This is a genomic window from Dermabacter sp. p3-SID358 (genome assembly GCF_025147465.1).
In the GTDB taxonomy this organism is placed as follows: Bacteria; Actinomycetota; Actinomycetes; order Actinomycetales; family Dermabacteraceae; genus Dermabacter.
On sequence record NZ_JALXOZ010000015.1, the window covers coordinates 46920 to 59865 of the forward strand.

Annotated in this window: 11 protein-coding genes; 6 read left to right on the plus strand and 5 right to left on the minus strand. The window is 61.5% G+C overall.

Annotated features, from left to right (window positions below; genetic code table 11):
- Positions 1–3: 3 nt before the first annotated feature.
- The gene (gene gcvH / locus M3B90_RS07735) at positions 4–372 is read right to left on the minus strand and encodes a glycine cleavage system protein GcvH (protein WP_259889592.1); all 369 of its coding nucleotides are present in this window, start codon (positions 370–372) and stop codon (positions 4–6) included.
- A gap of 78 nt (positions 373–450) precedes the next feature.
- A complete protein-coding gene (gene gcvT / locus M3B90_RS07740; RefSeq protein WP_259889593.1) occupies positions 451–1572 on the minus strand; it encodes a glycine cleavage system aminomethyltransferase GcvT in 1122 nt (373 codons plus the stop codon).
- 160 nt (positions 1573–1732) lie between these two features.
- On the opposite strand from gcvT, the gene M3B90_RS07745 reads away from it, so the two are divergent.
- A complete protein-coding gene (locus M3B90_RS07745; protein WP_259889594.1) occupies positions 1733–2272 on the plus strand; it encodes a GNAT family N-acetyltransferase in 540 nt (179 codons plus the stop codon).
- Between the two features lie 18 nt (positions 2273–2290).
- On the opposite strand, the gene M3B90_RS07750 is transcribed toward M3B90_RS07745, so the two are convergent.
- From M3B90_RS07750 to M3B90_RS07760, 3 genes are read right to left on the minus strand one after another with little or no spacing between them, the layout of a single operon-like run.
- Positions 2291–3079 (minus strand): Sir2 family NAD-dependent protein deacetylase, encoded by a 789-nt coding sequence (locus M3B90_RS07750; protein ID WP_259889595.1) that lies wholly within the window; start codon positions 3077–3079, stop codon positions 2291–2293.
- Between the two features lie 8 nt (positions 3080–3087).
- A complete protein-coding gene (gene trpS / locus M3B90_RS07755) occupies positions 3088–4188 on the minus strand; it encodes a tryptophan--tRNA ligase (RefSeq protein WP_259889596.1) in 1101 nt (366 codons plus the stop codon).
- The gene (locus tag M3B90_RS07760; protein WP_259889597.1) at positions 4185–5195 is read right to left on the minus strand and encodes a LacI family DNA-binding transcriptional regulator; all 1011 of its coding nucleotides are present in this window, start codon (positions 5193–5195) and stop codon (positions 4185–4187) included. The genes trpS and M3B90_RS07760 overlap by 4 nt, the downstream gene beginning before the upstream one ends.
- A gap of 205 nt (positions 5196–5400) precedes the next feature.
- Here M3B90_RS07760 and M3B90_RS07765 point away from each other — a divergent pair, with 205 nt between their 5' ends.
- From M3B90_RS07765 to M3B90_RS07785, 5 genes are all read left to right on the plus strand, one after another.
- A complete protein-coding gene (locus tag M3B90_RS07765) occupies positions 5401–6672 on the plus strand; it encodes an extracellular solute-binding protein (RefSeq protein WP_259889599.1) in 1272 nt (423 codons plus the stop codon).
- Between the two features lie 118 nt (positions 6673–6790).
- Positions 6791–8374 carry an ABC transporter permease subunit gene (locus tag M3B90_RS07770; protein ID WP_259889600.1) on the plus strand — a complete coding sequence of 528 codons (1584 nt, stop codon included), beginning with the start codon at positions 6791–6793 and terminating at the stop codon, positions 8372–8374.
- Positions 8375–8397: 23 nt separating this feature from the next.
- On the plus strand, positions 8398–9294 hold the full coding sequence (locus M3B90_RS07775) for a sugar ABC transporter permease (RefSeq protein WP_259889602.1): 897 nt from the start codon (positions 8398–8400) through the stop codon (positions 9292–9294).
- Between the two features lie 7 nt (positions 9295–9301).
- Positions 9302–11251, plus strand: coding sequence for a glycoside hydrolase family 13 protein (locus M3B90_RS07780; protein WP_259889605.1), 1950 nt, complete (start codon positions 9302–9304; stop codon positions 11249–11251).
- A gap of 66 nt (positions 11252–11317) precedes the next feature.
- Positions 11318–12946, plus strand: a complete 1629-nt coding sequence (locus M3B90_RS07785) for a glycoside hydrolase family 13 protein (RefSeq protein ID WP_259889608.1) — start codon at positions 11318–11320, stop codon at positions 12944–12946.

The window sequence follows — 12946 nt, forward strand, 5'->3', positions numbered from 1 at the left end:
TATTTACTTGCTGGTCAGCTCGGCATATTCCTCAGCCGAGAGAAGATCGTCGGGCGTATCGGTGACCTTGATCCTAATGAGCCATGCCTCGCCGAAGGGATCCTCATTCACCTTTTCGGGGCTCTCGACGACGTCCTCGTTAACCTCCGTAACTTCGCCGGAGATCGGCGCGAAAAGATCCGAGACCGACTTGGTCGACTCGATTTCGCCCATCTCTGTACCGGCCTCAACCTCTTCGCCCACGGAAGGGAGATCAACGTACACGACGTCGCCGAGCTGATCGGCTGCAAAATCGGTCACGCCGATCGTTGCGGTGCCATCGCCCTCATCGCGCACCCATTCGTGGTCCTTGCTGTACTTCAGGTCAGACATCTTTGTTCCTTTCAGAGTGTGTGAAGTAGATCTTCGTGAAAATCCTAAGGTCCGCCTCCTGGTAGGCGGCCTCATGCGCTACTTGGCGCGGGAGTAAAACGGGAGGGGGACGACGGTGGCCGGGAGCGCCTTGCCGCGCACGTCAATCGAGAGCTCCTGACCTTCGCTCGCGAGTCGCGGCTCGACGTAGGCAAGAGCGATCGGGTAACCAAGTGTTGGTGAGAGCGCACCCGAGGTCAGCTCGCCCACTTCCTCGCCATTCTCATCGCGCAGAGCGTAGCCCGCGCGGCCGGCGCGGCGACCGTCGGCCTTGAGACCCACGAGAACTCGCCGATCCGAAAAGTCCTTCCCCTCAAGCGCCTCGCGGCCCACAAACTCGCCCTTCGATTTGAAGGCGACCACGCGACCGAGACCTGCCTGGGCAGGGACGATGTCAAGGCTCAGTTCGTGCCCGTAAAGCGGCATGCCCGCCTCGAGACGAAGCGTGTCACGGCATGCAAGGCCACACGGCTGGATGTCCTCGCCACCGATCTCGGCTATGGCGTCCCACGTCTTCACGCCGAGGGCATTCGGGACGTAAATCTCGAAGCCATCCTCACCCGTATAACCGGTGCGAGCGAACAGAATTTCCTCACCGTCGAATGTGCCCGCGAGCACGCGGTAGTACTTGAGCGCGTCGAGCGCGTCGAGATCAACGTCGACTCCCTCGCGTTCGGCGAAAGCACGCACGATCACGGCCGATTTCGGGCCTTGAACAGCAACGAGAGCAATCTCCTCACTCCTGTCGGCAACCTCGACATCAAAACGCTCGGCACGCTCAGCGAGAGTCTTCGCATCGACCAGCCGGTTGCCGGCGTTCGGAACCGTGAGAAAACGATCGTCCGCGAGGCGGTAGACGATCAAGTCGTCAATGATGCCGCCCTCGTCATTCAGAAGAAGCGAATACTTCGCGCGTCCAACCTCGAGGGTGCTGACCTTCCCCGCGAGCGCATAGTCAAGCGCCTCGCCAGCTTCGGGCCCCGTGAAGAACACCTCGCCCATGTGCGAGAGGTCGAACTGGCCTGCGCGCTCACGAACAGCGGCGTGCTCGGCAAGGTCTGAGGTGTAGCGCACCGGCATATTCCAGCCGGCGAAATCGGTAAACGAGGCGCCTTCGCGCTCGTGGACGGCAAACAGCGGGCTATTGATGAGCTCGGCCATCGGGTTTCCTGCCCTTTCTTGCGCGACATTCGCGCTGTGGTTCCCGCATCGGCGCGGGGATGTTCAGGTTGCAGTGACATGAACGCGACTGAAACTCAAGATGACTCGCATCGTGGAGGCCCCTCGAAATGTCTCAGGCGTCACAGTTAAACTAGTAGCCGTGAGACGCGAACAAGAACCCTATTGGCCGGTTCGGCTGCGCACCGAACGACTTCATATCCGGGAACCCGGAGAGGCGGATCGGGAAGATTACGTGCGGCTCATGACTGACCCTTCGGTGAGCCGCTATCTCGGCGGGGCGGTGAACTTTGGCTCGCGTCAAGCCCTCGAGCTTTCACCGCTTGGCAACACGTGGGGGGCATGGATCATCGCCCACGGCGCAACCGATCACATGCTCGGCATTGCCAACCTCAGCTACGACCGCGATGAGTTGGAAATCAGCTACGCCCTTCTTCCCGAGTTCGTTGGGCACGGTTACGCGCGCGAAGCCGTCACACGCATCATTGAATTTGCACAAGACAACCTCGAAGAACCGGTCATGATCGCCGTAGTCCAGGCGTCGAATAAACGCTCGGTTGAGCAGCTCAAGAAGATCGGCTTCGATGTGCGCCGTGGTCTCGAAGAATTTGGGAGCCAGCAGCTCCTCATGGAATACCCACTTCGCGAAGCTCCGAGCGAGCACCAAGCCTCAGTTGGCTAGCAGGACTCGACCCGCACTTTAGAACGGATCAAGGAAAGGATTTCGTTTCTCGCGCAGCCTGCGATCAGCCCATCGCGTGAGCACCGTGTGCGCGTCCTCGCGCACGACATAGTCGAACACCCCCGCGAGGCGAGCAGAGTCCGCATACGGATCAATGCACACTGTCACCGCACCGCACGCGCGCGCGAGCGGCGCTAGCAACGCTGCCGGGGCGACGGTGTTGGAGGTCCCAACGGCGAGGAACACATCGCAATTGCGCGTCGCATTCTCCGAATGTTCAAGCACGCCAGTCGGGAGCATCTCGCCAAAGAGAACGATGTCTGGTCGCGTGGGGGCTCCGCACGCGGGACACTTGTGCGGGATTCCATAGTGGGCCGGATCGGACGGATCGCGTGATTCATCAAGATGCACCGCGAGGTACGCCCGCCACTGACATTCGTGATTCAGGCAGACGGCTTGCGCCGCGCTTCCGTGCAGTTCGTCCACGTCATGTGAGCCGGCAAACTGGTGCAGCCCGTCAACGTTTTGGGTGAGAATCTTCGCCTCGAGCGCAGCAAGCGCCCGGTGGCCGGGAGTGGGGCCAGCGATGAGTGCCTTTTCGAATACGCTCCCCCACACGCGCCACAGCAGCGGCAGGTTCTCCGGGAGACGATCAACGTCCATAGCCGCTTCGAGATCCGGGTTCTCATCCCAAATGCCGCCTGGCCCGCGGAACGTCGCAAGGCCCGCTGCGGCACTGAGGCCGGCGCCGGTCAGGGCCACGACCCGCTCATGATGCGGGCGAAGTTCGAACTGGCGATTGCTCACGGGCACACTCAGTAGCGCATACCCATGCGGTCGCGAACCTCATCGAGGGTCTGCACCGCCTTTTCCCGTGCGCGTTCGGTTCCCGCGCGCAGCACCTCGAAGAGGTAGTCGGGGTTTGCCTCAAGCTCGGCGCGGCGTGCACGTACGGGTTCGAGGTGGGCGTTGAGGGCGTCGGCGCACATCACCTTGAGCGTACCCGCCCCCTTATCGCCGATTTCTTCGGCGATGTCCTCGGGCGTGCGGCCCGTGCACTCGGCCGTAATCGTCAGCAAATTCGAAACCTCCGGGCGATTTTCGGGATCAAAGGTAATGAGGCGCTCCGAGTCCGTCTTCGCTTTCTTAATCTTCTTCGCGGTCTCCGCCGCGGTCATCTTGAGCATGACCGAATTGCCACGCGACTTCGACATTTTGTCACCATCGAGGCCGAGGATCACGGCGGCCTTCGACAGGAGCGCGTCCGGCTCCGGGAAGTACTTCTCGCCACCCGCGAAGCGGTCGTTGAAGCGGCGCGCGATAAGCCGGGTTTGCTCGATGTGCGGAAGCTGATCCTTGCCGACGGGAACGAGGTTGCCGTGACAGAAGAGGATGTCGGCGGCCTGGTGGACAGGGTAGGTGAGGAGCAAGCCCCCCATCGCGGTCTTGCCCGCAGCCTGCATCTCCGACTTCACCGTGGGGTTGCGCTCGAGCTCGGGCTGCGTGACGAGCGAAAGGAAGGGAAGCATGAGCTGATTGAGCTCGGGCACGCCCGAGTGCGCGAAGATCGTCGCACGCTCGGGATCAATACCGGCCGCAAGGTAGTCGGTGAGAAGCTCGCGCACCGAGCCTTTGATGTCGCCCGAAACATCACGGTCGGTGATGACCTGGTAGTCGGCGACGAGAATCCAGGTCTCGACCCCCTGCTGCTGCAAGCGCACTCTGTTTTTTAGGGTGCCGAAGTAGTGGCCGATGTGAAGGGCGCCAGTTGGGCGATCCCCCGTGAGCATGCGGAAAACCGAAGGGTCCTTCGCGAGCTGCTCCTCAACCTGGGCGTTGCGCTTGAGCGCGGCCTCGTAGGTTTTATTAGGGATATCGGCGATATGGGTCGTGGGGGCAGGTTCGGTGGTGTTCACGCTTTTAAGCCTATCGCGTTCGCTGGCGGCGAGGTGGTTTGGCGGACCACGAGCTCGGGGGGAACCACGAAAACGGCCCGTGGAGCCTGCCTCGACTCCCCCGCAGCGCTGCTCACGCTGCGGACTGCAGCTCTCGCGATCATGGGTACGGGCTGACGAACTGTCGTGAGCGCTGGGGTGTGGTTGGCACCGAGTGGGATCCCGTCGTACCCCACGACCGACATGTCGCGAGGAACGCGAAGGCCAAGATCGCGAATTGCAGAAATCGCACCAAGCGCCATCTGGTCACTGCCGCACACCATCGCCGTGCAGCCCTGGTCGTACAGCTCGAGAGCAGCTTGGTAGCCGCCCGCTAAAGAAAAATCTGTATAGGCGACGCAGCCATATTCGTGTGACCAATGCTGCTCGAACGCGGAAACTTTTCCGCGCACGGGCCACGTGTGCTCATCACCCACCGCGAGGCCCACGCGCTCGTGCCCGAGGTGCCGCAAGTGCTCAAGAGCGAGCACCACCGCTTTCGAATCATCGGTACTAATAAAGCTCGCGTCGAGGCCGGGACGCACACCATTCACGAGGCATAGCTTCACGCCATTGTCGACGCATGCGAGGTAGTGCTCGATGCTCGTTTCATCGTGGGCATGCTGCCCCGAGACGATCACGATGCCGCGCGCGCCGGCGCGAGCTAGTCGCTGCATCGACGCGGCCTCTTGCTCTTCACTACGGGTGTTGATGCTCACGAGGGTCTCAAGATTTGCGGCACGTGCCTCGGCCTCAAGGCGTTCGAGGAAAAGCGAAAAAATGGGGTTCTCGATATTGGGAACCACGAGCCCGATGAGAGGGGCGGCATCGTCGAGGACGTCATCGGTTCTTCCGAGCGAGCGCGCTGCCGCAAGAACCTTGTCGCGAGTTGCAGCATTGACGCCGGGCTTCCCTGCAAGAACACGCGATACCGTGGCTTCACTCACGTGCGTCTTACGCGCAATATCGATGAGCCGCACCTTTGCCATGGGTCCCTCCGGGCCTAGAAGTCATGCGCGTACCGGGCACCAACGCCATCTCACTGATTCCACGCACACGAAAAGTTGCATCGCAAGTTTCTTGCGATATTTCCGTTATTTTTGCACAGATTTCACTTTCGCGCTACTGTGATGCCACGACATTTCCCCGTCGCCCCGCACCTTCGCGGGTCCACCATTTTCAAAGGAGAACACGGTGAAGATTCGCCGCAAGACTTTCCTCGCTGCGAGCGCAGCAACCATCGGCGCTACCGCCCTTGCCGCCTGCGGTGGCGACAAAGCAAGCTCCGGATCCTCGGGCGCCTCGGATGGCGGCGAAGGCGGCGGTGCCGAAGCCCCCGAGCGAGCGGACGCCGACCTCGTTATCTGGACTGACGAAAAGAAGGCAAACTCCCTCAAGGACGCCGCAAAGAAGTGGGGCGAAAAGAACGGCATGACCGTTGCCGTCCAGATCGTTGCGACCGATCCCCAAGCAAACTTCATCACGGCGAACCAAGCGGGCAACGGCCCCGACATGATCCTCGCGGCTCACGACTGGATCGGTAACCTCGTCCAGAACTCGGCCATCACCCCTGTGCAGCTCACCTCGAAGGCCACCGAGGCCATCGACGAAGTCGGCATGAAGGCTGCGACTTACGAGGGTCAGGTGTACGGTCTCCCCTACGCCGTCGAAACCCTCGTGCTCTACTCGAACAACGCCCTCACCGACGTGCCCGAGCCGAAGACCATCGAGGAACTCGTCGAGGCAGGCAAGGCCTCAGGCGCAGAAGATATTCTCTCGCTCCCGATCGGCGAAGAGGGCGACGCTTACCACATGGAGCCTCTCTACACCTCTGGTGGCGGCTACCTCTTCGGAAAGACTGCCGAAGGCGATGCCGACCCCTCCGACATCGGTGTGGGCAAGGAAGGCTCGATCGCCGCGGGAGAGAAGCTCAAGGAACTTGGCGAACAGGGCGTTCTCAAGACCTCGATCACGGGCGAAAACTCGATCGCTCGCTTCACCGATGGCAAGGCTGCCTACCTCATCTCGGGCCCGTGGGCTCTCGCCGACATTCAAAAGGCCGGCATGGACTACACGATGAGTGCGATCCCGGGTTTCGAGGGCATGAACCCCGCCGAGCCGTTCGCAGGCGTCAACCTCTTCTTCGTTGCCGCCAACGGCAAGAATGCGGTCAACGCCCAGACCTTCCTCCAGTCGATCGCGGAAGATCCAACCGTGATCGAGGAGATGTTCCCGATCAACCCGCTCCCCCCGGTCAACAAGGAGCTCCAGGAAAAGCTCGCTGGCGAACACCCCGACATGATCAAGAACGCTGAGCTTGCGGCGAAGGCGCTCCCGATGCCCGCGATCCCCGCGATGGCCGCCGTGTGGCAGCCGCTCGGTATCGCTCAGGCGAACATCGTCAAGGGTGCCGATCCCAAGGGCGCCATGGAGTCCGCGGGCGAGCAGATCAAGTCACAGATCTGATCACTGCGGTAAACCTCCTGTGATTCTCACGCGTGCGGGTGGGGCGCTCGGCAACGGCCTAGCGCTTCGCCCGCGCGCATGTCGCCTCTTTTCGCCCCTCTAGGAAGAGTCCACGCCAATGACCTCAACGGAAGCGCCCGCGTTCAAGGAACGCTCCACTTCGCTTTTGCCTCTCATCCTGAAAATTGTTTTCCTCGGCGCGGTTCTCGCAACCGCGTGCTGGCTCGTGCCTGTACTCATCGGCCTCAAGCTGTGGATGTGGCTCGCGATCACCATCATCGTCACGATCGCGATTTTCGTCATCTACTCGACGAAACGCTTCATCCCTGCGAAATACATCTTCCCGGGAACGTTCTTCCTCCTCGTCTTCCTCATTACGCCCATCCTCCTCACCGTGAATTACTCCTTCACGAACTACGGTGATGGCACGCGCGGTACGAAAGAACAGGCGATCGCAGCTATCACTGGTAACTCGGTCAAGGAAGTCGAGGGATCGACACGTTTCAACGCGTCCGTCGCCACGACCGGCACGGCGACCGACGGCCCCTTCGAGCTGTACCTCGTGGATCCCGAGACGGGCGATATTTTCAAAGGTGGTGCGGAGACTCCTCTCGAGAAGGTCGATCCTTCCGAGGTCAAGGTTGAGAACAATCGTGTGGTCGAGGCCGGCGCTAACGTCACCATGCTGACCAACGACGAGATCAACAAAGCGGGCAAGAAAGTTACTGAGATCGCTGTCGAGAAGAGCGATACCGAGGCGATCCGCCTGCTCACGCCACAGTTGGCGTTCGAGGGCACAAAGGTCATGCGCTATGACGAGGCCTCCGACACGATCAAGAACACCGAAACAGGTGAGACCTGGTCGATCAAGAAGGTCGGCAGCAGCGAAAAGTTCGTGAGCGATAAGACTGGCCAGGCTCTCTCGCAGGGCTGGCTCCAGGGCATCGGATTCGACAACTACGCCCGCTTGTTTACGGATAGCAAGATCGGTGCGCAGTTCCTCTCAGTGTTCTTGTGGACCCTTGCTTTCGCCTTCCTAAGCGTCGCGACCACGTTCATTCTCGGTCTCTTCCTCGCGCTCGTCCTCAACGATGACCGCCTCAAGGGCAAGCGCCTGTACCGCTCGTTCCTGCTTCTCCCCTACGCTGTCCCGGGCTTCATTTCGCTGCTCATCTGGTCGAACTTCTACAACAAAGACTTCGGCCTCATCAACAACCTGCTTCACCTTGATATCAACTGGCTCGGCGACCCCACGATGGCAAAGGTCGCGGTGCTGCTCACGAACCTGTGGATGGGCTTTCCCTACATGTTCATCATTTGCACGGGAGCGCTCCAGTCGATTCCCGAGGACGTTAAAGAGGCAGCGCGTATTGACGGCGCGAGTCGATTCCAGACAACGGTTCGGGTGATCGCCCCACTTCTTCTCGTCGCGGTGGCTCCCCTTCTCGTGTCCTCCTTCGCGTTCAATTTCAATAACTTCAACGCGATCCAGCTGCTTACGAGCGGCGGTCCGTTTACCGGCGATAACTATGTCGCGGGCGGTACCGACATTCTCATTTCGATGATTTACCGCCTCGCATTCGGCGGCTCGGGAGCCGACTTCGGCTTCGCCTCTGCCGTTTCGGTCGCACTGTTCTTCATCACGGGTCTCCTCGCCGCGCTGCAGTTCCGCGCGACGCGGGCGCTCGAGGACATCAACTAGGGTGCACGGGGTAGGAGAAAACAATGGCTAAGAAGAATCCCGAAAGTTTCCAGCGCACCAACAAGATGCCGTTCGGCCGCTGGTTCCTCGAAGTTGGTTGGCGTCACCTCGTGGGCATCGGCGCGATGGTGTTCGCGGCGATACCGATCCTGTACGTCATTTCTGCATCGCTTAATCCGCTCGGCACCGTGAGTTCGACTTCGGTCATCCCTACGCAATTCAGCTTCGTGCACTTCGAGACCCTCCTGAGCGGCGCGCGCGGGAACTTCCTGCGCTGGGCTCTCAACACGGTGATCGTGTGCGCGGCCGTGTCGTTCACGCAGATTTTCTTGTCGCTTCTTGCGAGCTACGCCTTCAGTCGCATGCGCTTCAAGGGGCGCCGCGGCGGGCTTCTCGCGCTTCTGCTCGTCATGATGTTCCCCGCGATTCTCTCCATGATCGCGGTATACACGATGATCGCGGATCTTGGACAGGCCATCCCGTTCCTCGGCCTCAACTCACTCCCGGGCTACATCATTGTGATGCTCGGCGGATCGCTCGGCCAGGTGTGGCTCATCAAGGGCTTCTTTGACACCGTGCCCCGGGAGCTCGACGAGGCCGCAATTATCGATGGTGCGAGCCACTGGCAGGTGTTCTGGCGCATCCTCGTGCCGACCCTCACACCGATTCTCGCCACGACTTTTGTTCTGTCACTTGTGGGCGTCATGAGCGACTTCCTTCTCGGCTCAATCTTCCTCACCGACGACAGCAAGAAGACCCTCGCCGTTGGTCTTTACGGCATGCTTCAGGGCGACCGCTCGAACAACCTCGGCATCTTCGCGGCCGGCGCTGTGATGACCATGATCCCGGTCATCGCCCTGTATCAGTTCCTCCAGAAGTACATCGTGGGCGGATCGACCGCCGGCGCTGTGAAAGGCTGATCTCTTCTTGCCCCACTCTTTCGAGCCTTCGGATTCACTACTCGCGCGCGAGCCTTTTCACGACAGCTCGCGCGTGGGGATCCCCTCCCGCGCAGCGGGACTCGGTGCGCTCGTCCCGCTTCGCGTGTGGGTTCCGGATTCGGTGGAGGATCCGACGGTAGTTCTGCGCCAAGTCGTGGACGGGGAGCCCCGGTTCGTTCCGTGCACGCGGAAAGTTTCCGACGGCGCCGGACACTGGTTCGAGGCCGAGCTTCTCGCGCGCAATCCGGTAACCCGATACCGCTTCCTCATTTCTGGACGGGAGGGGAATCGGCGAGTGTACGAGTGGCTCACGGCCGCGGGAGTCGCCGATCACGATGTCTCCGATTCACACGACTTCACGTATCTTGCACACGGGACAAAGGCTCCTCAGTGGCTCGAGAGCGCGATCGTATATCAAGTGTTCCCGGATCGTTTCGCGCGCTCGGCGTCAAGCGGCGAGCTTCACAGAAGCGACCTTCCCGCATGGGCAATACCCATGTCGTGGGAGGAACCGTGCGAGGAGAACGGCGAGATCAACGGCCGCCAGGTTTACGGCGGCGACCTACTCGGTCTCGAGGAAAAGCTCGACTACCTCACGGATCTCGGCGTGAGCGTCGTGTACATGTGCCCCATCTTCCCGGCTGGCTCGGCGCATCGCTACGATGCCTCAACCTTTGAACACATCGACCCGCTTCTCGGCGGCGACGGCGCGCTCATTTCCCTCACCGAGGCCGCTCACGCACGCGGCATCAAGATCGTCATGGACCTCACGACGAACCACACGGGCAGCAAGCACGAGTGGTTCATGCGCGCGCAGGCCGATGCAAGCAGCGTTGAAGCCGGCTTCTATTTCTTCACGGAGCACCCGGATCGCTACGACGGCTGGCTCGGCATTGATTCGCTCCCGAAGCTCAACTACGACAGTGCCGCGCTTCGTGAGCGCATGTACCTGGGCGAAGAGTCGACCGTAAGTCGCTACCTCGCACCGCCGTTCAACGTGGACGGTTGGCGCATCGACGTCGCGAATATGACCGGTCGCCACGGGGCTCAAGAACTCACGCACGAGATCGCCCGCGAGATCCGCGAGACCATGCGCGAGGAAACGTGGCTCGTAGCCGAGCACTTCCACGACGCCTCGCCCGATCTTCCCGGCAACGGCTGGGACGGCGCGATGAATTACTCGGGCTTCACGAAGCCGCTGTGGGCATGGCTGAGCCCCGAGGACTCTGCCGTGAACTGGCTCGGCCTCCCCATTGGCGTTCCGAAACTTCCCACGCGCGCAGTGCTCGCGAGCCTTCGTGAGTACAACGCGCAGCTCACCTACGAGGCGCGCCTCCATTCACAGAACCAGCTGTGTTCGCACGATACGGCCCGCAGCCGTACCGTGTTTGGCGATCCCGATCGCCATGCTGCCGCACTCGGCGCCCTCGTGGGCCTTCCTGGCGTTCCCACGCTCTTCGCTGGCGACGAGCTCGCCCTCGAAGGCAACAACGGCGAGCATTCGCGCACGCCCATGCCCTGGACTGCGATCGAGAGCGGCACGCTTTCCGAAGAGGCCAAGGCCTGGTGGACGCTCACGGCTCGTGTATTCAAAGCCCGCAACTCACTACGCGCGCTCCAGTCAGGGGGGCTTCGCTGGCTGCACGCAGGTGAAGACTCCCTCACCTTCATGCGCACCGATAGCGAAGCACCGGTTCTCGTGCACCTCGCTCGAGCCGCGCACGAGGCATTCTCACTTCCTGCTTCGCTCGTGCTCGCCGTCCCTGCATTAGAGAGCAGCGACGTCACCCACTCCCCCGGCGTTATCGTGGAGACCGCAGATGCAACAAGCGGTGGCCAACCGTCGGACCTGATCATGACCCTGAGAGCCGAGCGAGCGGGCTTCGTGATCACTCCCATGCGGCCCTACACGGATGCAGATACCCACGTGCTGTAAGCCGCTCCAGATTGTTCCCGCCCACAAAAATAGGGCACTCACCACAAAACCAAGGAGGACCTCTACATGGCCAACGAATGGTGGCGCGACGCCGTTGTATATCAGGTGTATCCGCGCTCGTTCGCTGACGCAAACGGCGACGGCATGGGCGATCTGCCCGGCATCACCGCGAAGCTCGAGCACCTCAAGAACCTCGGCGTGGATGCGCTATGGCTTTCCCCGTTCTACACTTCGCCGCAGAAAGACGCCGGCTACGATGTCTCCGACTACACGGATGTTGACCCGCGTTTCGGGACGCTCGCCGACGCTGATGACCTCATCGCCCGCGCCCATGAGCTCGGCATCAAAGTGATCGTCGACATCGTCCCGAACCACTCGAGCGACCAGCACGAGCTCTTCCAAAAGGCGCTCGCCGCAAAGCCCGGCTCCCCCGAGCGTGACATGTACATTTTCCGCGACGGCAAGGGCGAAAACGGCGAGCTCCCGCCGAACAACTGGCAATCGATCTTCCACGGAAGCGCGTGGACGCGCGTAACGGAAGCCGACGGCACCCCAGGCCAGTGGTACCTCCACATCTTTGACACCTCCCAGCCGGATTGGAACTGGGAAAACCCCAAGGTTCACGAGCTTTTCGAGGGTGTCCTGCGCTTCTGGATGGACCGTGGAGCCGACGGTTTCCGCGTCGATGTCGCACACGGCATGGTCAAGCCCGAGGGCCTTCCCGATGCCCCCGAGGTCACGGAGACCGCGATGCTCGACACGGGCGACGACGAGGATATCCCCGTGTACTTCGACCAGGACGGCGTACACGAAATCTACCGCGAGTGGCGCGCGATCATGAACGAGTACGATGGCGATCGCATGATGGTTGCCGAGGCATGGGTTCCAAAGAACCGCCAGCATCTGTACGTGCGCCCCGACGAGATGCACCAGATCTTCAACTTCGGCTTCCTGCAGGCCGGGTGGAGCGTCGAGACCCTCACGTCGGCGATCATGGAGCCCCTCACGTTCGCGAACGAGGTTGGCGCCCCCACGACCTGGGTGCTCTCGAACCACGACACGATTCGCCACGCGACTCGCTACGGCTTCGATCACGGATACAAGTTCGGCGAGGGGCTCTCACGCGAAGAAAAGCCCGACTTCGAGCTCGGCGTGCGTCGCGCTCGCGCGGCAACTGCGCTCATGCTCGCCCTTCCCGGCTCGGCGTATCTCTACCAAGGCGAAGAGTTCGGTCTTCCCGAGGTTGCCGATATTCCCGATGAGCTCCGCGAGGATCCAGCTCACAAGCGTGCCGGTGTTCCCGGTCGCGACGGCTGCCGCGTTCCGCTCCCGTGGGAGAAGAGCGCTCCCGCGTACGGTTTCTCCCCCGCCGGTAAGGCGTGGCTCCCCCAGCCCGAGATCTTCGGCGAGCTCGCTCCCGACCAGCAAGCTGGCGAAGAGAACTCGACTCTCGAGATGTACCGTACCGCTCTGCGCCTTCGCCGCGAGCTCGAGCTGGGTAAGGGCACCGACGTCACGATCAACGATTCCCTCGGCGAGGGCATCCTTTCGCTCACGTCGGGGCCGATCACGGTTCTCGTCAACACGACCGACAAGGACGCACCTCTTCCCGAGGGCGCCGAGGTTGTTTTCGCTTCGGCCCCCGATGCGAAGGACACTCTCGCCGCGAACTCGACGGTGTGGATCAAGAAGTAG